Below are 21,211 nucleotides of genomic sequence, written 5' to 3'. Positions count from 1 at the left end.
AGGACCCCACGTGCGCTTTCGTCTGACCCCCAGGGAGACGAGCTTCTACGACATGTTCGCCGCATCCGCGGACAACATCGTCACGGGCTCGAAACTCCTGATGGAACTGCTCGGGGCGGACGCTTCCGCCCGGGCCGAGATCGCAGAGCGTATGCGGGCAGCGGAACACGCAGGTGACGACGCCACGCACGCGATCTTCCACCAGTTGAACTCCTCGTTCATCACGCCGTTCGACCGCGAGGACATCTACTCCCTCGCCTCGTCCCTCGACGACATCATGGACTTCATGGAGGAGGCCGTCGACCTGGTCGTCCTCTACAACGTCGAGGAACTGCCCAAGGGCGTCGAGCAGCAGATCGAGGTGCTGGCGCGCGCTGCCGAACTGACGGCCGAAGCGATGCCGCACCTGCGGACGATGGAGAACCTCACCGAGTACTGGATCGAGGTCAACCGGCTGGAGAACCAGGCCGACCAGATCCACCGCAAGCTGCTCGCGCACCTCTTCAACGGCAAGTACGACGCCATCGAGGTGCTCAAGCTCAAGCAGATCGTGGACGTGCTGGAGGAAGCGGCGGACGCGTTCGAGCACGTGGCGAACACGGTGGAGACCATCGCCGTCAAGGAGTCCTGAGCCCTTCATGGACACCTTTGCTCTGGTCGTGACCATCGGGGTCGCGCTGTTCTTCACGTACACCAACGGTTTCCACGACTCGGCGAACGCGATCGCCACGTCCGTGTCGACGCGGGCGCTGACGCCGAGGGCCGCCCTGGCCATGGCCGCGGTGATGAACCTCGCCGGTGCGTTCATGGGCTCCGGGGTCGCCAAGACGGTCAGCGAGGGGCTGATCCAGACGCCGGTGGGATCGAAGGGGATGGGGATCCTCTTCGCCGCGCTGGTGGGTGCGATCGTCTGGAACCTCATCACCTGGTACTTCGGGTTGCCCTCTTCCTCCTCGCACGCGCTGTTCGGCGGGATGGTCGGTGCCGCGCTGGCCGGCGGGACGACGGTCTACTGGAGCGGGGTGCTCGAGAAGGTCGTCATCCCCATGTTCATCTCCCCGGTGGTCGGTCTCCTGGCCGGCTACCTCGTGATGACCGCGATCATGTGGATATTCCGGAAGGCGAACCCGCACAAGGCCAAGCGCGGGTTCCGCATCGCGCAGACCGTCTCGGCGGCCGGGATGGCGCTGGGGCACGGTCTTCAGGACGCGCAGAAGACGATGGGCATCGTGGTGATGGCGCTCGTCATCGCGGATGTCGAGGACTACGGCGATCCGATTCCGGTCTGGGTGAAGATCGCCTGTGCGGTGATGCTGTCGCTGGGGACGTATGCCGGCGGGTGGCGGATCATGCGGACGCTGGGGCGGAAGATCATCGAGCTGGATCCGCCGCAGGGGTTCGCGGCGGAGACGACGGGGGCGTCGATCATGTTCGCCACGGCGTTCCTGTTCAAGGCGCCGATTTCGACGACGCACGTCATCACCTCGGCGATCATGGGGGTCGGGGCGACGAAGCGGGTGAACGCCGTGCGGTGGGGTGTCGCCAAGAACATCATCCTGGGGTGGTTCATCACGATGCCGGCTGCGGCGATCGTGGCCGCGGCTTCGTACGGGATCGTGAATCTGGCGTTCCTGTAGGACTGCCCGGCATTGGCGCTGTACGCGAACGGGCCCGCCCCCTGGGAGAGGGGCGGGCCCTTTTCGGCCTCGCGGTGGCACCGCCATGCAGCACCGCGAGGGGTCTCGGCGAGGGCGGCTCAGCCGAAGCGGCCGGAGATGTAGTCCTCCGTGGCCTGGACCGACGGGTTGGAGAAGATGCGCTCCGTGTCGTCGATCTCGATGAGCTTGCCGGGCTGGCCGACCGCCGCGAGGTTGAAGAAGGCCGTGCGGTCGGAGACGCGCGCCGCCTGCTGCATGTTGTGCGTCACGATGACGATCGTGAAGCGTTCCTTCAGTTCGCCGATCAGGTCCTCGATGGCGAGGGTGGAGATCGGGTCCAGGGCCGAGCAGGGCTCGTCCATGAGGAGGACGTTCGGCTCCACCGCGATGGCGCGGGCGATGCACAGGCGCTGCTGCTGACCGCCGGACAGACCCGCGCCGGGCTTGTTCAGGCGGTCCTTGACCTCGTTCCAGAGGTTCGCGCCCTTGAGGGAGCGCTCGACGACGTCGGAGAGCTCGTTCTTCTTGTAGTTGCCGTTCAGCCGCAGCCCCGCCGCCACGTTGTCGAAGATCGACATCGTGGGGAACGGGTTCGGCCGCTGGAACACCATGCCGACCTCGCGGCGGACCGACACCGGGTCGATGCCCGTGCCGTAGAGGTCCTCGTCGTCCAGGAGCACCTTGCCCTCGACCCGGCCGCCGGACGTCACCTCGTGCATACGGTTCAGCGTGCGCAGGAACGTCGACTTGCCGCAGCCGGACGGGCCGATGAACGCCGTCACCGAACGCGGCTCGACGGTCATCGAGATGTCCTCGATCGCCTTGTGGGAGCCGTAGTAGGCGGTCAGTCCGCTTACGTCGATTCGCTTGGCCATGTCTACTTCACTTCCGAAAGTCTGGGGGTCGCTGTGTGGCCCCGCGCGGCGGTAGCCGCAAATTGACGGTTTAGCGACCGGTCTTCGGGGCCTTCCAGCGGGCGATCCCGCGGGCCACCAGGTTCAGGATCATCACGAAGGCGATCAGGGTGAGCGACGCCGCCCAGGCGCGGTCGTACGCCGTGACCTCGCCCGATCCGTACTGCTGGTAGATGTACAGCGGGAGCGATGCCTGAGCACCCTCGAAGGGGTTGGCGTTGATGAACTTGCTGCCGAACACCAGCAGCAGCACGGGCGCGGTCTCACCGGCGATGCGGGCGATGGACAGCATGATGCCGGTGGTGATGCCGCCGAGCGAGGTCGGCAGGACCACCTTCAGGATGGTGCGCCACTTGGGCACGCCGAGCGCGAGAGAGGCTTCGCGCAGCTCGTTCGGGACGAGCTTGAGCATCTCCTCCGTGGAGCGGACGACGACCGGCATCATCAGGATCGCGAGGGCGAGTGACCCGGCGAAGCCGAAGGGCTCCAGCTCGAACATCAGCATGAGGCTGAGGATGAACAGGCCGGCGACGATCGACGGGATGCCGGTCATGACGTCGACGAAGAAGGTGACGGCCCGGGCGAGGTTGCCCCGCCCGTACTCCACCAGGTAGATCGCGGTGAGCACGCCGACCGGCGCGGCGATCAGCGTGGCGAGGCCGACCTGCTCCAGCGTGCCGAGGATGGCGTGGTAGATGCCGCCGCCCGTCTCCGAGTCGGCGACCACGCCCATCGAGTGGGTCAGGAAGTAGACGTCGAGGACCTTCACGCCGCGTTGGACGGTCGACCACACCAGCGAGGCCAACGGCACCACGGCGAGCAGGAACGCGACCCACACCAGCGAGGTGACCACGCGGTCCTTGGCCTGGCGGCGGTTCTCGACCCGGGCCGCGATGACGTACGTACCGAGGACGTGCAGGATCGCGGCGATCAGGGCCCACTGGATGCTGCTGTGCAGGCCGGCGGCGGCGCTGATGCCGAGTCCGAGAGCGACGGATCCGGCGGCGATGGCCCACGGGGCCCACTTGGGCAACTGGCCGCCGCGCAGGGAGCTGGGGCCCTTCGGGGTGATGGTTGCGGTGCTCATGCGTTGGCCCCCGAGTACTCCTTGCGGCGGGCGATGATCGCGCGGGCCGCGCCGTTGACCAGCAGGGTGATGACGAACAGGACCAGACCGGAGGCGATCAGCGCGTCACGGCCGAACTCGGTGGCCTCGCTGAACTTGCTGGCGATGTTCTGGGCGAACGTGCCGCCGCCCGGGTCGAGCAGGCTGGTGTGGATCAGGAAGTCGGGCGAGAGCACGGTGGCGACGGCCATCGTCTCGCCGAGGGCGCGGCCGAGGCCGAGCATCGAGGCCGAGATGACACCGGAGCGGCCGAAGGGGATGACCGCCATGCGGATCACTTCCCAGCGGGTGGCGCCGAGCGCCAGGGCTGCCTCCTCGTGCATCTGCGGGACCTGGCGGAAGACCTCGCGGCTCACGTTGGTGATGATCGGCAGGATCATGATCGCGAGCAGGATGCCCACGGTGAGCATGGAGCGTGCGGCGCCGCCCTGCCAGGAGAAGATGCCGGTCCAGCCGAGGTAGTCGTTCAGCCAGCCGAAGAGGCCGTTCATGTGCGGAACGAGGACCAGGGCGCCCCACAGGCCGTAGACGATGGACGGCACGGCGGCCAGCAGGTCGATCACATAGGCGATGGGGCCGCGCAGCCGGCGCGGGGCGTAGTGCGTGAGGAACAGCGCGATGGCGACCGAGACCGGGACCGCGATGACCATGGCGATGATCGAGGAGACGATCGTGCCGTAGGCCAGGACCGCGATGCCGAAGACCGGCGGGTTGACACCGGTGTTCCACTCGAAGGTGGTCAGGAAGTTGCCGTCGTCCTTGCTGATGGCGAGGACGGCGCGGTAGGTGAGGAAGCCCGCGATCGCGGCCATGATCACCAGCAGCAGAATGCCCGAGCCACGGGACAGACCGAGGAAGATCCGGTCTCCGGGTCGGGTGGCGCCACGCGCCGCGCGCTTCTGCTCGGCCGTGGGCGGCTGCGTGGGAGGAGGTGCGTCAGCTATCTGTGTTGTGTCCATCGGGTTCTCCGGTCTGCGGAACCGCACGTGCTGTGCGGCCCTTGGCGGCGGTGCACCGGACGGTGCGGTCCGGTCCCGCTGGGGGGACCGGACCGCACTCAGGTCAGCTCAGGCTCTCGACGGTCGTACGAACCTTGGTGATGATCTCGTCGGGCATGGGCGCGTAGTCGTTCTCGGCGAGGATCTTCTGGCCGTCCTCCGAGGCCGCGTAGCGCAGGAACGCCTTGACGGCGGGCAGGGTGTCGGCCTTGTTGCCCTTGTCGCAGACGATCTCGTACGTCACCAGGACCATCGGGTAGGCGCCGTCGGCCTTGGTTCCGTAGTTCAGCTGCAGCGCGAGGTCCTTGCCGGTGCCGACGACCTTGGCCTCGGCGATCGCCTTGGTGGCGTTTTCGACGGTCGCCTCGACCGGCTTGGCGGCGCCGGTGTCGATGGCGACGGTCTTGATGCCGTCCTTGGCGTACGACAGCTCGAAGTAGCCGATCGCGCCCGCGGTCTGCTTGACCTGCGCGGCGACACCGGAGGACTGCGGAGCGGACTGGCCGCCCTTGGCCTGCCAGGCCTTGCCGCCCTCGTAGGGGAAGTCCTTCTTGGCGGTGGCGATCAGGTACTTGGTGAAGTTGTCCGTGGTGCCGGACTCGTCAGAGCGGTGGAACGCCTGGATCTTGAGGTTGGGCAGCTTCGCGTCGGGGTTCAGCTTCGCGATCTCCGGGTCGTTCCACTTGGTGATCTTGCTGTCGAAGATCTTGGCGATCGTCGCGGAGTCCAGGACGAGCTTGTCGACGCCGGGGACGTTGTAGCCGACGGCGATCGGGCCGCCGACCATCGGCAGGTCGATGCCCTGGCCGCCGGAGCAGATCTTCTTGGAGGCCTCGACCTCGTCGGGCTTCAGCGCCGAGTCCGAACCGGCCCAGGGGACCTGGCCCTGCGTGAACGCGGTGACACCGGCACCGGAACCGCCGGCCTTGTAGTTGATCTCCACCTTGCAGGCCGCCGAGAACTGCTTCACCCACGCGTCGACGGCGTTCTTCTGCGCGGAGGAGCCGTCGGCCAGTACCTGGCCCGAGGCGTCGTCACACTTGATGTTGCTCGGCGCGGCGGCGTTCGAGGAGCCTCCGTCCGGGTTGCCGGTCTCGTCGGAGCCGCACGCCGTGAGGGCCAGGGCGCCGGAGACGGCGAGAGCACCGAGAGCGAGGGCCCGCCGGTTCATGCGCTGAAGCTTCACTTGAGTTCCTTCCAGGAGCCGCCGTCCTGAATCGGCGGCGTGCGAAGTCTGGTGACGCTGGACGAGGCCGCGCGCAGCGGGCGCGGCTCGCATCTGGTACGGCCGAAATTAGACAGATCAGGTGAAGGCGCCGATGGCCACAAATGAACGAGGGGTGAACCCCTGCCTAAGGTGCGGTTAGGTCACGGAATGCTTACGGGGAGAGTGTGTCCGGCTTCCGCTTCCCGTACCGGAGGGGATCAGTCCGTTCTTCCGGCGGGTCGTGACGGGTTCAGCACGGCGAGCAGCGCGTCGATCAAGGGACGGTCGTGGGGCCGGGTGAGGCGGGCGCGGGCGGCGAAAGGTGTCAGCCACAGCACCCGGTCCACCTCGTCGGTCGGGGAAAACGCGCAGGACATCGCCTCGGCCGCCCAGTAGCGGACCTGCTTGGGGCGGCCGTTCGCCAGATAGCGCTGGGTGGGCAGCTCGGCGCCCGGCTCGGCCCGGCAGCCCGTCTCCTCCGCCACCTCGCGCAGGGCACCGGCGAGCGGCTCCTCGTCGCGCTTCAGCTTGCCCTTCGGCCAGGACCAGTCGTCGTATTTCGGCCGGTGCACGAGGCAGAGCTCCAGCCCGCCGGTGACCGGGGAGCGGCGCCACAGGACGCAGCCAGCGGCCTGCACGGTGGTGTCCTCCGGGGAGCCGGAACTCGAACTCACCGGGTGCTCACCGCCTCCTTCTGCCAGGCCTGCTGGAACGCGAAGCGTGCCGCCTCCACCTCGTGCCGCTGGTCGGCGTGGAGCACGCCGAGGGCGTAGGCCGTGGCCGGAGCGATCCGCGGGGTACGGGCCGCCTGGGCCGCCGCTGCCGCCGCCTCCGAGGCGTCGCGGTGGCGGTTGAGTGCCTGGCCGGCGGAGAGCAGGCGCAGATCGACGACGGTGTTGCCCTTGGGGCCGCTGACGGCTTCGCGGGCGTAGCGGTGCAGGCGCAGGAGCAGGCGGACCTGGTGCCAGGGGGCGTCCTGCGGGTGCGGGACCGTGTCCGGGGACAGGCCGTGGATGAGGGCGGCGGCGTTGTACGGGTGGCCCGCGGTGATCAGGGGGAGGGCGGCTACGGCGTCGGTGAGGCGGTCCTTCGCGGCGGTGGCCAGGGGGCGGAGGTCCGCGGTGGCCGCGGCCGGGGTGAGGGGGACCTCGCTGGCCAGGACGGCGACCTTGTCCGCGATGGCGTGGAAGCGGCTGGAGCCGAGGGCTTGGAGGGCGGTGGAGTGGGCTCGGGTGCGGGCGAGGGTGAGCTGGCGGTCGAGCAGGGCGCCTGCTTTTGCCGCTCCGACTGTCAGGTTGCCGCGTTCCGGGGGTGAGGCCGGGGGCGTGCGCAGACCGGCGTCGCGGGGTGCCGCTCTCGTCGGGACGGGCGCCGCCCCAGCGGCACGACTGCCCGCAACTACGTCGGCTTCGGCCGCGCCTGCCGGCTGGGCAGGCATCGCCGTGGAGCCCGACAAGCGGTGCAAGGCGCTCAGCAGGCGTTCCAGGCGGGCCGTGTACGCGTGTTCCAGGGCCAGGGTGCCCGAGACCCAGGCCAGCTCGGGGCGCATGCCCTCGCACCAGTCCGTGTCGAGGAGGGACTGGAACGTGTGCAGGCTGGCGCTGATGCGGCGGGCGGAGCGGCGCAGCGCGCGGGCCGCCTCGACGGACCCCTCCGCGCCGTTCGCCCCGGATCCGTTCTCCCGGTGCAGGCGCAGCGCGCGGAGGAACTCCGTGGCCTGGGCCCTCAGGTAGCCCGCGAGGGTGTCCCCGGTGGGGGCGGGCCCGGCCAGGGGCTCCGTCGGGTCAAGGTGTTGCTGTGCCACGCCGGCGCCTCCGGGCGTCTATGAGCATCTCCTGGACGTTGCGCAGGGGCTGTCCGTCCGCGTCGGTCGCATGCCGGGTCCAGTCGCCGTCCGGGCCGAGGTGCCAGGAGGCGGTGGCGTCGGACATGCCGGTCTCCAGCAGCCGGCTCAGAGCCGCCCGGTGGGCCGGGTCGGTGACCCGGACCAGGGCCTCTATCCGGCGGTCGAGGTTGCGGTGCATCATGTCGGCGCTGCCGAACCACACCTCGGGCTCGCCGCCGTTGCCGAAGGCGAACACGCGCGAGTGCTCCAGGAAGCGGCCGAGGATGGAGCGGACCCGGATGTTCTCCGACAGACCCGTCACGCCCGGGCGCAGCGCGCAGATGCCGCGCACCCACACGTCCACCGGTACCCCCGCCTGGGCCGCGCGGTAGCAGGCGTCGATGACGGCCTCGTCGACCATCGAGTTGACCTTGATACGGACGTACGCGGGCCGCCCCGCACGGTGGTGCTGGATCTCCTTGGTGATCCGGGAGACCAGGCCGTCGCGCAGCGACTTGGGGGCGACGAGGAGGCGGCGGTAGGTCTCGCGGCGGGAGTAGCCGGAGAGGCGGTTGAAGAGGTCCGAGAGGTCCGCGCCGACCTGCGGGTCGGCCGTGAGCAGGCCGAGGTCCTCGTAGAGGCGGGCGGTCTTCGGGTGGTAGTTGCCGGTGCCGACGTGGCTGTAGCGGCGGAGCGTCTCGCCCTCCTGGCGGACCACCAGCGACAGCTTGCAGTGGGTCTTCAGGCCGACCAGGCCGTAGACCACGTGGCAGCCGGCCTCCTCCAGCTTGCGCGCCCACTTGATGTTGGCGTGCTCGTCGAAGCGGGCCTTGATCTCGACCAGGACCAGGACCTGCTTGCCGGTCTCGGCGGCCTCGATGAGGGCGTCGACTATGGGGGAGTCGCCCGAGGTCCGGTACAGGGTCTGCTTGATCGCCAGGACGTCCGGGTCGCCGGCCGCCTGCTCCAGGAAGGCCTGGACGGAGGTGGAGAACGAGTCGTACGGGTGGTGCAGCAGGACGTCCCGTTCGCGCAGGGCGGCGAAGATGTCCGGCGCGGAGGCCGACTCGACCTCGGCGAGGTCGCGGTGGGTGCCGGCGACGAACTTGCGGTACTTCAGCTCTGGCCGGTCGAGGGAGGCGATCCGGAACAGGCCGGTGAGGTCCAGCGGACCCGGCAGCGGGTACACCTCGGCCTCGCTGATCTTCAGCTCGCGCACCAGCAGGTCCAGGACCTCCCGGTCGATGGACTCCTCGACCTCCAGGCGCACCGGCGGCCCGAAGCGGCGCCGCATGAGCTCCTTCTCCAGGGCCTGGAGCAGGTTCTCCGCGTCGTCCTCCTCGACCTCCAGGTCCTCGTTCCTGGTGAGGCGGAAGGCGTGGTGCTCCAGCACCTCCATGCCCGGGAACAGCTCTTCCAGGTGGGCGGCGATGACGTCCTCGATGGGGACGTAGCGGCCCGGGGAGCTCTCCAGGAAGCGGGACAGCAGCGGCGGCACCTTGACGCGGGCGAAGTGCTTGTGGCCCGTGACCGGGTTGCGCACGACGACGGCCAGGTTCAGGGAGAGGCCGGAGATGTACGGGAAGGGGTGCGCCGGGTCCACCGCCAGCGGGGTCAGCACGGGGAAGATCTGGTGCCGGAACAGGGTGAACAGGCGGGCCTGCTCCTTCTCCTGCAGCTCGCTCCAGCGGACCAGGTGGATGCCCTCCTCCGCGAGTGCGGGGGCGACGTCCTCGTGGTAGCAGGCGGCGTGCCGGGCCATGAGCTCGCGGGAGCGGGCCCAGATCATCTCCAGCACCTCGCGGGGCTGGAGGCCGGAGGCGGAGCGGGTGGCCACGCCGGTGGCGATACGGCGCTTCAGGCCGGCCACCCGGACCATGAAGAACTCGTCCAGGTTGCTGGCGAAGATCGCGAGGAAGTTGGCCCGCTCCAGCAGCGGCGTGTTCGGGTCCTCGGCGAGTTCGAGCACGCGCTCGTTGAACGCGAGCCAGCTGCGCTCCCGGTCGAGGAAGCGCCCCTGTGGCAGCTGGACGCCGTCGACCTGCGACTCCTCGTACGCGTCGAGGTCGGCGTCGATGTCGGGTTCGAGGTCGGAGACGGCCGCCGCGATGGTGTGCGGTCGGTGGGCTGCGATGGAGCCCACGGAGGGCTGCGCGTGCTGGACCTGTGCCTGGGTGTTCGGCTGGCTCATGGCCCCATTCTTCCGCGCCGCGAGCATCACGGGCGCGTCGGAAAGCGCGGGCGGGAGCGGGGGCGTCACATGAGTGGTCCCGTTCCTCCCAGGCCCCTCTTGGGGCGGTGAAGGCTCTGGCACGGCGGGAGTCATTGGCCGAGCCTCGCAAGCTCGTCTGAATCGATGGTTACGGAGACATGACGTGTGGGATAGCGCGGGGCGGCTCGCGGGGGTCCGGGAGGGGGGTGTGCGGGTCACCACCGGGCTGTGGACGGTTGCCGCGGTCACCCACAGGCTGTGGACGGTTCCGCCGGTTCGGTACGGGGGCGGAAAGTCACGCGTGTTTTCGTGAACCGTTCGAGCCGGGCGGTCCGATGAGGAGACGTGAGCGAAACGAGAAGCGACGGGGAGCTGCTGCGGGCCGTTGCCGCGGACGCCGACCGGCGGGCCTTCGAGGAGCTGTACCGGCGGTACGCGCCGTGGCTCCGTGCCCGGCTGCGGGGCCGGTGCGCCGACCTGGGGGTCGTCGACGACGTCGTGCAGGAGACGTTCCTCGCGGTGTGGCGGGGCAAGGCCCGCTACCGGGAGGAGGGCGATGTGGCCGGGTGGCTGTGGCGCATCGGGTCGCGGCGGCTGGTGGACGCGCTGCGCGGTGACGGGGCCCGGGGGCGGCTGCGGCAGGCGCTGGCGCGGCTCAGGCACCGCGACGAGGTGTCGGCGGAGGAACGCGTGCTCGCGGGGGTGGAGCACGGGGACCTCGCCGGCGCGCTGGTCCGGCTGTCGCCGGAGCTGCGGGCGGTGTTGCAGGCGACCGTCATCGACGGGCTGTCGACCCGGGAGGCGGCCGTGCTGCTGGGGATTCCGCCGGGGACGGTCAAGACGCGGGCCATGCGGGCCCGCAAGCAGTTGCGGGAGGCGTTGGCATGAGCTGGCACGTGCCTGAAGAGGATCTGCGCGCCTACGCGCGCGGCGAGCTGGCGGTACCGGCTCTGTGGTCCGCCGACGCGCACCTGGGCGCCTGTGCCGCGTGCCGGGGCGTGCTCGCCGAGGTGAGTGATCCGGTCGTGCTCGACGCGGGGTGGGAGCGGCTCGACGCCGAACTCGACGCGCCCCGGGCGGGGCTGCTGGAGTCGTTGCTGGTGCGGGCCGGGGTGGCCGGGCACACCGCGCGGCTGCTGGCGGCGGCGCCGGTGCTGCGGCGGTCGTGGCTGGGGGCCGTCGTCCTCGTGCTGCTGCTGAGCGTCGGGGCGGGGCATGCCGTGCGGGGCGGGGAGTTCCCCACGCTGTTCCTCGCGCTCGCGCCGCTGCTGCCGCTGGCGGGGGTGGCGCTGTCGTACGGGCCGGCGCTGGATCCGACGTACGAGATGGCCGTCGTCGCGCCGATGCACGGGTTCCGGTTGCTGATGATCCGGACGGTGGCCGTGCTGGGCGTGGTGCTGGGGCTGAACGGCCTGGCGACGCTCGCGCTGCCCGCGTACGGGCTGCGGGCGCTGGCCTGGCTGCTGCCCGCGCTCGCGCTCACCGCGACCGGGCTGGCGCTGACGCCCCGGCTGGGTCCGGTGCTCGCGCCGTCGCTGGCCGGCGGGGCGTGGGTCGGGCTGCTGGTGCTGGCCGAAGCCCTGCGGGCGGGGCCCGAGGCGCCGCTCGCGCCGTTCACCGCCGCCGGGCAGGGCGTGGCGGCGCTGGTCGCCGCGCTCGCCGCCGGGCTGCTCTTCCTCTTCCGTGACCGTTTCGATCTCTTCCAGGGACGTGCCGTATGACTCCGACCGTGTCCGCCTCCGGGATCAGCCTCCACTACGGCGGCACCCGGGCCCTCGACGACGTGTCGCTGCGGCTGACCGGCGGCGTCACCGGGCTGCTCGGGCCCAACGGCGCCGGAAAGACCACCCTGCTGCGGGTCCTGGCCACGGCCCTCCCGGCCGACCGGGGCGCCTTCACCGTGCTCGGGCACGACCCGGGCACCGCGCGGGGCCGGCAGGAGGTGCGGCGCCGGCTGGGCTATCTGCCGCAGACGCCGGGGTTCCACCCGGACTTCACCGCCTTCGAGTTCGTCGACTACGTGGCGATCCTCAAGGAGATGACCGACCGGGCCGCCCGGCACCGCGAGGTGCGGCGGGTGCTCGACGAGGTGGGGCTCGCCGACGTACGGGGCAAGCGGATCCGCAAGCTGTCCGGCGGCATGCGGCAGCGGGTCGCGCTGGGGGCCGCCCTGGTCGGTGATCCCGGCTTCCTGGTGCTGGACGAGCCCACCGTCGGGCTGGATCCCGAACAGCGCATGCGGTTCCGGGAGCTGATCGCGGGGGCCGGGGAGGGGCGCACGGTGCTGCTGTCCACCCACCAGACGGAGGACGTGGCGATGCTCTGTCACCGGGTGCTGGTCATGGCCGGGGGCCGGGTGCGGTTCGAGGGCACTCCGGCCGAGCTGACGGCCCGGGCCGCCGGGCGGGTGTGGAGCAGCACGGAGCGCGATCCGGGCGCCAGGGCGGGGTGGCGTACGGGGACCGGGTCCTTCCGGAACGTGGGGGATCCGCCGGACGGGGCCGAGCTGCTCGAACCCACCCTGGAGGACGGCTACCTGCTCACCCTCGACGGTGACGCCGCGGAGGTGGCGGCATGACGACGGTGGTGGAGAGGCCGGTCGTGTCCGATGTACGGCCCGGGTCCTCGGGAGCGGCCGTGGCGGCCCTGGCCCTGTTCGAGACCCGCCGGCTGCTGACGAGGCCGCCGGTGGTCATCGCCTTCCTCGTGTACCTCGGCTGGACCGTGTGGCGCGACGGGAAGGACTGGGGCGGCTACCCGGCCCTCCAGGACGTCGACCGCGCCACCCAGAGCGCGCCGATGCTGGTCGGCCTCGCGGTCCTGCTGTCCGTCAACCACGCGGCGCTGCGCTCGCGTCGGCACGGGACGGAGCAGCTCTTCGCGGTGCTGGTCCTGCCGCCGTGGCGGCGTACGGTCGCCCATGCGCTGTCGGTCGTGGCTGCGGCCCTGCTCACCGCCGTGTGCGTGGCCGGGCAGTTCGGCCGGGAGGCGCTCAGGCCCGGGGCGATCGGGCACGGTTCGGGGGCCGAACTGCTCGTGGGGCCGCTGATCGTGTTGCTGTCCGGGCTGGTCGGACTGCTCATGGCCGGGCTGGTGAGGTCGCCGGTCGCCGCCCCGCTGACGGTCGTGTTCTTCCTGTTCTTGTTCCTGTTCTTCACGGGCGGCCCGAGCGACGGCGCGACCCGGTGGCTCATGCCGCTGGTCGGCGAGCCGAGCAGCGGCACACTGCCGTCCGACCTGCTGGGCAGGCCCGCCGCGTGGCACGCGCTGTATCTGGCCGGGCTGGCGCTGTGCGCGGGCCTGGTGGCGGTGCTGGTCGCCGGTGGCCCCAAGCCGCTGGTGACGGCCGGGGTCGCCGGGGCGGTGGCCATGACGCTGGTGGGCGGAGTCGCCCAGGCCGGCGGTGACTCGCCCGAGCTGGTCCGCGCCCGGGAGCGGGCCACCGCGCATCCGGAGCAGGTGCAGTCCTGCGCCCGGCGGGACGGGTCGACGTACTGCGCGTTCCCCGAGTGGGAACCCCGGGTAGCGGACTGGGCCGGGGTCGTGGACCGGGTGCGGTCCCTCGCCGGTGGCAGCGCGCACGAGCAGGATCTCGTCGTACGGCAGCGGATCGAGGCCCGTTACGGCCTCTCCGGCGACAGCGCGCTGACGCCCCTGGAGCGGCCGCACGAGGTGACCGTGGGCACGCGGTGGGGCGGAAACCGCGTCCCCGAGTTCTCCGCCGCCGTGGCCGGCGTGCTGGTCGCGGGGACGGAGAAGGCGGCCACCTCGATGTGCGACGGCCGCATGGTCACCGTCATGTGGCTGGCCCTGGGCTGGGAGTCCGACCCGATGGCGGCACTGCGCCGCGTCCGCCTCGACGACAGTGTGACCGGCTCGGCCCTGGTGCTCCAGCCGACGGACGGTATGTACATGACGGCCGCCCAGACGGAGGTCCTGCGCGAGCTGCTGAACCGGCCCCGCGGCGAGGTCACCGCGCGCGTCAAGTCCCACTGGACCGAACTGACCGAGCCGAAGCTGACGGCGGCCCGTGCGGCGCGGCTGCTGGGCGTGAAGGCACCCGAGGAGGACGACAAGTGCCTCGACTGAACAGGGAGCTGGTCGTCATGACCTGCCGGACCCTGCCGTCGGGCGTGGTCGGCACGGCCGGCGCCGCGGGCCTGCTGCTCGCCGCGCTCACCCGGATCACCGGCGAGACGGGCGAACGCCTCTCCCTGCACCTGCTGCGGGCCGCGGTCCTGGCCTTCGCGATGGGCCTGGTGTTCCTCCTGGACGACCCCGCCCGGCACACCACCGCCACCGTGCCGGTCCCGCGCCCGGTCCGGGTCGCCCTGCGGGTGGCCCTGGTCGTCCCGGCCGCGGCCGCCTGGTGGACCGCGGCACTGCTGCTCGTGCCGCCGGAGCTACGGCCGCCGGTCGCCGACATCACGCTGGAGGCCGGGGCGGCGTTCGCCCTGGCGGTGGCCGGTGCGGCGGTCGCGGTGCGCTGCACCGAGGTCACGCGGCCCGGCCCGCCGGTCGCGGCCGGCCTGCTGACCTCGGCGGTACTGGCCATGGTTTTCTGGCCCGGGCGGTGGGCGCTGTTCGTGCCGGTGGAGGACGACCGGTGGGCGGCGGCGCACGACCGGTGGGCGGTGGCGTTGGCCGGGGCCGTGCTGGTGGGGGCGCTGGGATCGGTGGAGCCGCTGCGGCGACGGGCCTGGGACTTGCGGCCGGCGGGTGGCGCAGGCACCTCCCGATCCCGGCCCCTGAGCTGAGCAGCCGTGGTCAGGTCATCCGCCGTGGCGTCTCCCGCACGTCACGGCGGTGACCGTCCGACATCAGCCATGCCTCTGCGTCCCGCCAAATCCGCGCCGCGTCGAGGCTCTCGTACTCCAGGATCACCGACCTGATCGTCCCTCGCCGACGGTACTGGTTCATGATCGCGACATGCTCCGGCAGCCGTACGAACTCCGCCAGGGCCCGCCGCCCGGTCCACACCGCGACCGATCCGCAGCGCCGCGCCGAGGGCACGGTCCACAACCACATGCCGACGGCTCCGTCGAGATGCGGCCAGCGGCGCCGCAGCGCGAAACCGCGACGCGCGATGCCGGGCAGGTCCCGGTACGCGTCGCTGGTGAAGTCGGTGACGCTGACGATCAGCGGGTCGCTCGGGCGACCGCGTGCGCCGCTGCCGACGCCACGCGCCGCGGCGCGGTCACCGAGCCGGCCCCCGGCCGGACCCAGGCACCAGCGGCTCCTCAGCACGGCGCCGGCGTCCAGGACGGGTCGCGGCCGAGCAGGGCGAGCAGCCTCTCGCCCGGCGGGGCGTCGTCGGGGACGGCGATCCGCCGGCGGAACGCGGCACCGGCCCCGCGGCCCTCGTCCGGGACCAGGGCGGCGACGCGCAGCGCGGCGGCGGTGAGTTCGGCGTCGGGCTCCCACGGGGCGCCGATGGTCACCGCGATGTCCCAGGCGTGCACCACGTAGTCGAGCAGGTGGAAGCCGATCGCGATCCGTCCGGGGACGGCGAAGCCCTCGCCGACCTCCGGCAGCGCGAACCGCCGCTCCAGCACGTCGTCCTCCGCGAACGCCGCGGTGACCTCGTCCGCCGACGCCTCATACGCTGCGGCCGGTTCACCACCGAGGTCGCCGTCGCGCCATACGGCCCACGGCTCACCCGCACCGCGGGCCGAGGCTGCGAACCCCTCGTTCTGGCAGACCAGATGGCGAAGCAGGCCGTACAGGGTCCAGTCCGCGCACGGCGTCGCCAGTCTCAAGTGGTCGGTCTTCACCCGGGAGACCATCTCCCCGGTCAGTAACAGCGCCTGGCGGTCAAGTCGTCGTATGTCCATTCGTCGTATGTCCATGGCCGGAGCGTAATTTCACGCAGCGGTTCAGCCCCAGAGCCAATAACCTGCCAACTGATTGAGCCAATCGCCGTTCGGAGAGCCGGCAGCGACCGAGCCGAAGGAGCAGCAGGCCGGGATGGACGTGCACATCAGGCTCGACGGGCGGCGCGACCTGTCGGGCCAGATCTACCGCCGGCTGCGCACCGCGATCCACGACGGACTGCTGCGGCCCGGCGACCCGCTGCCCCCGACCCGGGAGTTGGCCCGCCGTCTGGAGGTGGCCCGCAACACCGTCGGCGTCGCCTACGAACGGCTCGTCGCCGAGGGCTACGCGGACAGCAGGGTCGGCTCCGGGACCTATGTGCGTACGACGGGCCTGCCCACGCACGGGGCCGCGTCCGCCACCGACACCACCGGCTCGGGACTGCGCCCCCGTGCCCTGTGGGCGGGCCTGTCCCCCTGGGCGGGCCCGGAGTTCACGGGACCGACCACGGCGGCCCACGACTTCCGGGTCGGCCTGCCGGACGCCCGGCTCTTCCCGTACGACACCTGGCGTCCCCTGATCGCCCGGGAACTGCGCCGTTCGGCGGACGGGGCGTTCGGTTACGGCGATCCGGCCGGGCACGCCGGGCTGCGGGCCGCGCTCGCCCGGCACATCGGACTCTCCCGCGGCGTGCGGACCGGCCCGGACGACGTGCTGGTGACCACCGGCACGCAGCAGGCCCTGGACCTCATCGGACGGGTGCTGCTCGAACCGGGCGACCGGGTGGCCGTCGAAGAGCCCGGCTATCCACCGGCCAGGATGCCGTTCCTGGCGCAGGGCGCCGAGGTCACGGGCGTACCGGTGGACGCCGAGGGACTGCTGGTGGACGCCATCCCGCCGGACACCCGTGCCGTGTACGTCACCCCGGCCCACCAGTTCCCGCTCGGGATGCCGATGTCCCTGCGGCGCAGAGCGGAGCTGCTGCGGTGGGCGCGGCGGCACGGCGCGGCAGTGATCGAGGACGACTACGACAGCGAATTCCGGTTCGGCGGCCGGCCGGTCGAGACGCTGCACGGTCTGGACCGGGACGGGCACGTCATCTATGTGGGGTCGTTCTCCAAGGTGATGCTGCCCTCCCTGCGCGTCGGCTTCCTGGTGGCGCCCGCCCCGCTGCGTACGGCACTGCGCACCGCCAAGTACACCGCCGACTGGCACACGGCGGTCCCCACCCAGGCGGCGCTCGCCCGCTTCGTCGACGACGGGTTGCTCGCCCGGCACATCCGCAGGATGCAGCACACGTACGCGACCAGGCACCAAGCCGTCACCCGCGCGCTCACCGACCACTTCGCGGACCTGGCCGAGCTGGTGCCGTCCGCCGCGGGCCTGCACGTGACCACGTTCACCCGAGGCCGCCTCGCCGACCCCGACGCCCTCGCGGACCGCGCCCGCCGGGCCCGGGCGTCCGGCGTGGCGGTCCACACCCTGGCGGAGATCGCCGCGAACCGCTCCGCCCGCCCGGGCTTCGTCTTCGGCTACGGCTCGATCAGCGCCCCGGACATCGAGCCGGGCCTGCGCCGCGTACTCGGTCCATGAGATGGAAGGGTGTCGCCGTGGACCTCAAAGCCGTGCGCGCCTTCGTCGCGATCGCCGATGCCGGGCAGTTCCAGAAGGCCGCCGTGGACCTGTCGCTCACCCAGCAGGCGGTGTCCAAGCGGATCGCCGCGCTGGAGAAGGACCTGGGGGTGCGGCTCCTGGTGCGTACGCCGCGGGGAGCGGAGCTCACCATCGACGGGCAGGTGCTCCTGCCGCACGCCCGGGCCCTGCTCCAGGCCGAGGAGCGGGCGGTGGCGGCCGTGCGCCCCGGGGAGCGCGCGCTACGGGTGGACGTCCTGGGCCGCCGGGCCGCCACAGCGGGGCTGGTACGGGACTTCCACCGGGCGCATCCCGAGATCCCCCTGGACGTCGTCACGCTCTTCGACGCGGACACGGCGGTGGCCGCCGTGCGGGACGGGGCCGTCGACGCGACCTTCCGTGCGGTCACCATGCCCGGGCGCCGGCTGCCCGACGGCATCGAGGCCGTCCCCGTCCTGGACGAGCCGCTGCGGCTGTGCGTCGGCCCCGACCACGAGTTCGCCCGCGCCGCCTCGGTGACACCCGCGCAACTGGCCGGGCAGAGGATCTGGATGCCGGGCAACGCACCCGGCACGGAGTGGTCGGCCTACTACGACGAACTCGCCGAGACCTTCGGCCCGGTCATCGACACGATCGGCCCCAACTTCGGCATCGAGGCCCTCCTCGACACCATCGCCGGCTCCTCGACCGTGGCGACCTTCCTCAGCGAACGCACCCCGCTCGTCTGGCCGGCCGACCACGACCTGCGTCTCGTCCCCCTGTGCGACCCGACCCCGGTCTACCCGCACTCCCTCCTGTGGCGCACGGACAACCCGCATCCCGGCCTGTCGGCACTCCGCACCCACCTGCTGGCGACGCGCCCCCGGCTGACCGAGGGGGAGGTCTGGAAACCGTCGTGGGCGGAGTGCCCCGACGCGGACTGACAGTTACTTCGTGACGTACGTGAGGAACGACGCCCAGGGGTTCGCGCCGAACACGAGCACGGGGCCGTCCGACTGCTTGCTGTCGCGGACGGGGATTATGCCGGGGTGGTTGTCGGCGACTTCGAGGCAGTTGTTGGCGCCCCCGTCGCTGTAGGACGACTTGCGCCACGACGACGCGCTGGTGTCCCTCGTTTTGCTCGGCACACGAGTCACCCGGAGATGCGCACGACGCTGTCGCCCTTGACGCCTGCCAAGAACGTCGCCCAGGGGCTTGCGCCGAACACGAGCACCGGGCCGTCCGACTGCTTGCTGTCGCGGACGGGGATTATGCCGGGGTGGTTGTCGGCGACCTCCAGGCAGTTTGTGCCGCCCCCGTCGCTGTAGGACGACTTGCGCCACGCGGCGGTGTTGAGGTCAGGGGCTCGGTTCATTCTCTGCACTCCTCCAGAAGGCGCTTGATGAACGCCGTCGACTCCACGGGAGTCAGCGCCGCGTCCCTGACGCGATCGTAGGACAAACGGAAGTGCAGAACCTTGTCCGGATCCTGGATCAGCGCACCGAAACCGTTGCCCTCCGTCCAGGCAACTGGATCGCCGACACGCTGCCAGAAGAGCCAGAGGTGGCTGTCCATGAGGTCGTGCACCCCGACTGCGAAGGGCAGTACCTGGATCGCGACGTTCGGCAACTCGGCAGCATCCAGGAGGTGTGACAACTGCTCCGCCCACACCTTCGCATCAGGAACGGGCCGTCGCAGAGCCGCCTCGTCCAGGATCACGCGTACGTCCGGCGCCGACTCGCGGAAGAGCAACTCCTGCCGCCCCATCCGCGCAGCCACCTGTTCCTCGACTTCCTCACTGTTGCCTGCCGTTGTCTGGGCGCCAGACAACCCTGACAACACCGCTCGGGCGTAGTCCTCGGTCTGCAAGAGGCCGGGCACGCGCAGCTGGAACATCCACATGATCTGCGCCGTCGCCTCAAGGTCCATGAACGCCTTGTACTTGTCCTTGATGACTTCGCGGCGCGCGTCCCGCCACTCACGAACCAGCAGGTCACCGGACCCGTAGTAGCTGTCCAGGTCCTCCATGACCGCTCGCTTGGAGAGCCGCTCCCCCTTCTCCAGGCGGCTCAAATAGCTCTTGTCGTACCCGGTGTCCTCGGCCAACTGCCCGAGCGACTTGCCCGCCTGCTCGCGCAGGAACCTCAACGTCCGACCGAGTGCAGCCCGCCCCGACTCCTGCTCTCCGTCAACAACTTGCTCCACGTCACCCCTCACCGTTGCCTGGCGCGCCAGGCAACACCTGGCCCCTTCCGCAGCGTACGCGCGAGCAGTGACGATGAAGGCACGAACGGTAATCACCGCTCGTCAACCCCTGCCCCCTGCCCTGAGAAGGGACGCTTCCGTGCGCCTGCGTATCGCTGAACTCTGCGAGTCGGTCCTGCTCCTCCTCGTGCGGATTCTGCTGCCCGCCCGGGGGCGTCACCGGGCGACGCCGGCCCAACGGCCCTGGACCATCCCCCACTCCCCGCCGACATCCACACCCCGACCCCTCGATGTGGAAGAGCCCCTCGTGATGGACACCCCGCTCGTACGGCCGTACCTCCGCACCGTGGAGGTCTTCGTATGAGGCTGCTCCCCTGGACCGGCGCCGACGGCAAGCCCTGTTACCTCTCCACCGACAACCCCCACAGCCTCCTCTCACGGCTCGCCGACGACATCGAGGCCGCTCAGCTCGCCTCCGCCGAGCAGGTCCTCGCGGGCGCCAAGGCGGTACTCGGGGACCCCAAGGCCGGTGAACGCGCCGTGCGTTTCGCACTGACAAGGGCGGTGGAGTCACTGGGAGACGTGTTACGTGTCGCGGCCAGTCGCAGCCGCGAGGACGACGTCCGACAAGACGTCCGACAAAGCAGGAAATGAAGCCCGGCCGGCTGTCGATGTCCTGTCATACTCACCAGTAGCGGAAACTCCTGCGCCCCTTCTGGCATCTTCATCGCCGTCACAGAACCGCACAGGAGTGAGCCACCCCCATGCGTCTCATTCGTAAGTCAACTCTCAGGAAAACCGGCCTCGTTGCCGCTGCCACCGCCCTCGCCGTATCCGGTCTGCTGGCCGGCGCGGGGACCGCGACGGCCGGGCCCGCCGGGGCGACCAACATCCGGGGCGTCGACCCCGGTGACACCGACCGGATGATCGAGCGGCTCTGCAACCAGGAGACGAGCCTGACGGGCGTCTACGGCGCCCTCAACGTCGAGACCGGCGAGTTCAAGACCCAGGACGAATACCTGCGGGACGTCTTCGGACTGTGGAAGCCCGCCGGGCCGTGGGAGCTGTTCCGCGGCTGGTGCGGGTACGCCGAGGCCTCGACCTGGTCCATCAAGGGCGACACCGTCCGCACGTCCCGTTGGATCGGCAACCAGGGCTCCGCCGACGACAAGGAGACCTTCGTCAGCAGCTACAGCACCAAGACGTTCGCCAAGAAGAGCGTCGGCGGGACCATCAGCCTCTCCCTCGCCAAGAGCATTTTCTCCGGCACCGTCGGCGGCAGTGCCGGCTACGAGTGGGGCTGGGAGAAGGAGTCCAAGTTCGAGACCCGGAGCGAGAAGACCATTCCGCCCTGCCGGCAGGTCGCCGTCACCTGGACGCCGTATCAGCGCGTAGTGCGCGTGAACCCCGTCTTCCACGTCGAGGACTACGAGTGGAACAAGGGCGACGGCGACCGCACCGTGCACAGCTGGCGTGACCGGGGATACCGGACCATCTACTCCCACGGGTATTACATCGACGGCATCTCCGACAAGCTCCTCCCCAACGGCCAGCCCGACGGCCGTGAGGACAAGATCGAGGAGAAGCTCGACCCCAAGTCCTGCACCCAGTAAGGCACATCCATCGGCAACCTTTCCGTGT

General features: G+C 70.9%; 24 protein-coding genes. 12 read left to right on the top strand and 12 right to left on the bottom strand.

Annotation, left to right across the window (positions count from 1 at the left end; translation table 11 throughout):
* Positions 1 to 10: 10 nt before the first annotated feature.
* The gene (locus ACH4G3_RS31870) at positions 11 to 631 is read left to right on the top strand and encodes a DUF47 domain-containing protein (RefSeq protein WP_020269925.1); all 621 of its coding nucleotides are present in this window, start codon (positions 11 to 13) and stop codon (positions 629 to 631) included.
* 7 nt (positions 632 to 638) lie between these two features.
* Positions 639 to 1,637: an inorganic phosphate transporter gene (locus tag ACH4G3_RS31865; RefSeq protein ID WP_397627746.1), complete on the top strand. Its 999-nt coding sequence runs from the start codon at positions 639 to 641 to the stop codon at positions 1,635 to 1,637.
* 119 nt (positions 1,638 to 1,756) lie between these two features.
* On the opposite strand, the gene pstB is transcribed toward ACH4G3_RS31865, so the two are convergent.
* The 7 genes from pstB to ACH4G3_RS31830 form a co-directional block, all read right to left on the bottom strand.
* On the bottom strand, positions 1,757 to 2,533 hold the full coding sequence (pstB, locus tag ACH4G3_RS31860) for a phosphate ABC transporter ATP-binding protein PstB (protein WP_397627745.1): 777 nt from the start codon (positions 2,531 to 2,533) through the stop codon (positions 1,757 to 1,759).
* A 70-nt stretch (positions 2,534 to 2,603) separates the two neighbouring features.
* The gene (pstA, locus tag ACH4G3_RS31855; protein ID WP_397627744.1) at positions 2,604 to 3,659 is read right to left on the bottom strand and encodes a phosphate ABC transporter permease PstA; all 1,056 of its coding nucleotides are present in this window, start codon (positions 3,657 to 3,659) and stop codon (positions 2,604 to 2,606) included.
* On the bottom strand, positions 3,656 to 4,657 hold the full coding sequence (gene pstC, locus ACH4G3_RS31850; RefSeq protein WP_392363860.1) for a phosphate ABC transporter permease subunit PstC: 1,002 nt from the start codon (positions 4,655 to 4,657) through the stop codon (positions 3,656 to 3,658). The genes pstA and pstC overlap by 4 nt, the downstream gene beginning before the upstream one ends.
* Before the next feature lie 103 nt (positions 4,658 to 4,760).
* Positions 4,761 to 5,882 (bottom strand): phosphate ABC transporter substrate-binding protein PstS, encoded by a 1,122-nt coding sequence (gene pstS, locus ACH4G3_RS31845; RefSeq protein ID WP_397627743.1) that lies wholly within the window; start codon positions 5,880 to 5,882, stop codon positions 4,761 to 4,763.
* A 239-nt stretch (positions 5,883 to 6,121) separates the two neighbouring features.
* Complete coding sequence (locus ACH4G3_RS31840) at positions 6,122 to 6,577, bottom strand: NUDIX hydrolase (RefSeq protein WP_397627742.1); 456 nt, start codon at positions 6,575 to 6,577, stop codon at positions 6,122 to 6,124.
* Positions 6,574 to 7,707, bottom strand: coding sequence for a CHAD domain-containing protein (locus ACH4G3_RS31835; protein WP_397627741.1), 1,134 nt, complete (start codon positions 7,705 to 7,707; stop codon positions 6,574 to 6,576). The genes ACH4G3_RS31840 and ACH4G3_RS31835 overlap by 4 nt, the downstream gene beginning before the upstream one ends.
* Complete coding sequence (locus tag ACH4G3_RS31830) at positions 7,688 to 10,054, bottom strand: RNA degradosome polyphosphate kinase (RefSeq protein WP_354738761.1); 2,367 nt, start codon at positions 10,052 to 10,054, stop codon at positions 7,688 to 7,690. Before ACH4G3_RS31830 ends, ACH4G3_RS31835 begins: the two co-directional genes overlap by 20 nt.
* Before the next feature lie 231 nt (positions 10,055 to 10,285).
* Here ACH4G3_RS31830 and ACH4G3_RS31825 point away from each other — a divergent pair, with 231 nt between their 5' ends.
* Genes ACH4G3_RS31825 through ACH4G3_RS31805 form a run of 5 tightly spaced genes read left to right on the top strand, consistent with a single transcriptional unit; the run spans position 10,286 to position 14,697 of the window.
* Positions 10,286 to 10,828 carry an RNA polymerase sigma factor gene (locus ACH4G3_RS31825; RefSeq protein WP_354738759.1) on the top strand — a complete coding sequence of 181 codons (543 nt, stop codon included), beginning with the start codon at positions 10,286 to 10,288 and terminating at the stop codon, positions 10,826 to 10,828.
* The gene (locus ACH4G3_RS31820; RefSeq protein WP_397627740.1) at positions 10,825 to 11,661 is read left to right on the top strand and encodes a zf-HC2 domain-containing protein; all 837 of its coding nucleotides are present in this window, start codon (positions 10,825 to 10,827) and stop codon (positions 11,659 to 11,661) included. Before ACH4G3_RS31825 ends, ACH4G3_RS31820 begins: the two co-directional genes overlap by 4 nt.
* Positions 11,658 to 12,518 carry an ABC transporter ATP-binding protein gene (locus ACH4G3_RS31815; protein ID WP_397627739.1) on the top strand — a complete coding sequence of 287 codons (861 nt, stop codon included), beginning with the start codon at positions 11,658 to 11,660 and terminating at the stop codon, positions 12,516 to 12,518. Before ACH4G3_RS31820 ends, ACH4G3_RS31815 begins: the two co-directional genes overlap by 4 nt.
* Positions 12,515 to 14,029, top strand: a complete 1,515-nt coding sequence (locus ACH4G3_RS31810) for an ABC transporter permease (protein ID WP_397627738.1) — start codon at positions 12,515 to 12,517, stop codon at positions 14,027 to 14,029. Before ACH4G3_RS31815 ends, ACH4G3_RS31810 begins: the two co-directional genes overlap by 4 nt.
* A gap of 17 nt (positions 14,030 to 14,046) precedes the next feature.
* Positions 14,047 to 14,697, top strand: coding sequence for an ABC transporter (locus ACH4G3_RS31805; protein ID WP_397627784.1), 651 nt, complete (start codon positions 14,047 to 14,049; stop codon positions 14,695 to 14,697).
* 10 nt (positions 14,698 to 14,707) lie between these two features.
* On the opposite strand, the gene ACH4G3_RS31800 is transcribed toward ACH4G3_RS31805, so the two are convergent.
* On the bottom strand, positions 14,708 to 15,187 hold the full coding sequence (locus ACH4G3_RS31800; protein ID WP_397627737.1) for a hypothetical protein: 480 nt from the start codon (positions 15,185 to 15,187) through the stop codon (positions 14,708 to 14,710).
* The gene (locus tag ACH4G3_RS31795; protein WP_397627736.1) at positions 15,181 to 15,789 is read right to left on the bottom strand and encodes a TIGR03086 family metal-binding protein; all 609 of its coding nucleotides are present in this window, start codon (positions 15,787 to 15,789) and stop codon (positions 15,181 to 15,183) included. Before ACH4G3_RS31795 ends, ACH4G3_RS31800 begins: the two co-directional genes overlap by 7 nt.
* Before the next feature lie 118 nt (positions 15,790 to 15,907).
* Here ACH4G3_RS31795 and pdxR point away from each other — a divergent pair, with 118 nt between their 5' ends.
* A complete protein-coding gene (gene pdxR, locus ACH4G3_RS31790; RefSeq protein ID WP_397627735.1) occupies positions 15,908 to 17,347 on the top strand; it encodes a MocR-like pyridoxine biosynthesis transcription factor PdxR in 1,440 nt (479 codons plus the stop codon).
* Between the two features lie 17 nt (positions 17,348 to 17,364).
* Positions 17,365 to 18,309, top strand: a complete 945-nt coding sequence (locus tag ACH4G3_RS31785) for a LysR family transcriptional regulator (RefSeq protein ID WP_397627783.1) — start codon at positions 17,365 to 17,367, stop codon at positions 18,307 to 18,309.
* A gap of 3 nt (positions 18,310 to 18,312) precedes the next feature.
* On the opposite strand, the gene ACH4G3_RS31780 is transcribed toward ACH4G3_RS31785, so the two are convergent.
* Genes ACH4G3_RS31780 through ACH4G3_RS31770 form a run of 3 tightly spaced genes read right to left on the bottom strand, consistent with a single transcriptional unit; the run spans position 18,313 to position 19,570 of the window.
* Positions 18,313 to 18,513 (bottom strand): DUF397 domain-containing protein, encoded by a 201-nt coding sequence (locus tag ACH4G3_RS31780; protein WP_397627734.1) that lies wholly within the window; start codon positions 18,511 to 18,513, stop codon positions 18,313 to 18,315.
* A gap of 5 nt (positions 18,514 to 18,518) precedes the next feature.
* Entirely contained in the window at positions 18,519 to 18,740 is a 222-nt protein-coding gene (locus ACH4G3_RS31775) for a DUF397 domain-containing protein (RefSeq protein ID WP_397627733.1), read from the bottom strand.
* Positions 18,737 to 19,570, bottom strand: coding sequence for a helix-turn-helix domain-containing protein (locus ACH4G3_RS31770; RefSeq protein WP_397627732.1), 834 nt, complete (start codon positions 19,568 to 19,570; stop codon positions 18,737 to 18,739). Before ACH4G3_RS31770 ends, ACH4G3_RS31775 begins: the two co-directional genes overlap by 4 nt.
* 139 nt (positions 19,571 to 19,709) lie before the next feature.
* Here ACH4G3_RS31770 and ACH4G3_RS31765 point away from each other — a divergent pair, with 139 nt between their 5' ends.
* The 3 genes from ACH4G3_RS31765 to ACH4G3_RS31755 all read left to right on the top strand — a co-directional run bounded on the left by ACH4G3_RS31765 (position 19,710) and on the right by ACH4G3_RS31755 (position 21,183).
* Positions 19,710 to 19,934, top strand: coding sequence for a hypothetical protein (locus ACH4G3_RS31765; RefSeq protein ID WP_397627731.1), 225 nt, complete (start codon positions 19,710 to 19,712; stop codon positions 19,932 to 19,934).
* On the top strand, positions 19,931 to 20,224 hold the full coding sequence (locus ACH4G3_RS31760; RefSeq protein WP_397627730.1) for a hypothetical protein: 294 nt from the start codon (positions 19,931 to 19,933) through the stop codon (positions 20,222 to 20,224). Before ACH4G3_RS31765 ends, ACH4G3_RS31760 begins: the two co-directional genes overlap by 4 nt.
* A 110-nt stretch (positions 20,225 to 20,334) precedes the next feature.
* A complete protein-coding gene (locus ACH4G3_RS31755; protein WP_397627729.1) occupies positions 20,335 to 21,183 on the top strand; it encodes a hypothetical protein in 849 nt (282 codons plus the stop codon).
* The last annotated feature ends 28 nt before the right edge of the window (positions 21,184 to 21,211 follow it).

The sequence above is a fragment of the Streptomyces afghaniensis genome (assembly GCF_044327915.1).
Lineage (GTDB): Bacteria > Actinomycetota > Actinomycetes > Streptomycetales > Streptomycetaceae > Streptomyces > Streptomyces afghaniensis.
Note: the sequence above shows the minus strand (reverse complement) of the source record. Positions and strands in the feature narration are given on the sequence as shown.

Excerpts from the sequence above, each read along its gene's own strand:
- ACH4G3_RS31865 (WP_397627746.1), top strand. The coding sequence starts at position 639 with ATGGACACCTTTGCTCTGGTCGTGACCATCGGGGTCGCGCTGTTCTTC.
- pstB (WP_397627745.1), bottom strand. The coding sequence starts at position 2,533 with ATGGCCAAGCGAATCGACGTAAGCGGACTGACCGCCTACTACGGCTCC.
- pstA (WP_397627744.1), bottom strand. The coding sequence starts at position 3,659 with ATGAGCACCGCAACCATCACCCCGAAGGGCCCCAGCTCCCTGCGCGGC.
- pstC (WP_392363860.1), bottom strand. The coding sequence starts at position 4,657 with ATGGACACAACACAGATAGCTGACGCACCTCCTCCCACGCAGCCGCCC.
- ACH4G3_RS31830 (WP_354738761.1), bottom strand. The coding sequence starts at position 10,054 with ATGACTCCCGCCGTGCCAGAGCCTTCACCGCCCCAAGAGGGGCCTGGG.
- ACH4G3_RS31820 (WP_397627740.1), top strand. The coding sequence starts at position 10,825 with ATGAGCTGGCACGTGCCTGAAGAGGATCTGCGCGCCTACGCGCGCGGC.
- ACH4G3_RS31815 (WP_397627739.1), top strand. The coding sequence starts at position 11,658 with ATGACTCCGACCGTGTCCGCCTCCGGGATCAGCCTCCACTACGGCGGC.
- ACH4G3_RS31810 (WP_397627738.1), top strand. The coding sequence starts at position 12,515 with ATGACGACGGTGGTGGAGAGGCCGGTCGTGTCCGATGTACGGCCCGGG.
- ACH4G3_RS31805 (WP_397627784.1), top strand. The coding sequence starts at position 14,047 with ATGACCTGCCGGACCCTGCCGTCGGGCGTGGTCGGCACGGCCGGCGCC.
- ACH4G3_RS31795 (WP_397627736.1), bottom strand. The coding sequence starts at position 15,789 with ATGGACATACGACGAATGGACATACGACGACTTGACCGCCAGGCGCTG.
- pdxR (WP_397627735.1), top strand. The coding sequence starts at position 15,908 with ATGGACGTGCACATCAGGCTCGACGGGCGGCGCGACCTGTCGGGCCAG.
- ACH4G3_RS31775 (WP_397627733.1), bottom strand. The coding sequence starts at position 18,740 with ATGAACCGAGCCCCTGACCTCAACACCGCCGCGTGGCGCAAGTCGTCC.
- ACH4G3_RS31760 (WP_397627730.1), top strand. The coding sequence starts at position 19,931 with ATGAGGCTGCTCCCCTGGACCGGCGCCGACGGCAAGCCCTGTTACCTC.
- ACH4G3_RS31755 (WP_397627729.1), top strand. The coding sequence starts at position 20,335 with ATGCGTCTCATTCGTAAGTCAACTCTCAGGAAAACCGGCCTCGTTGCC.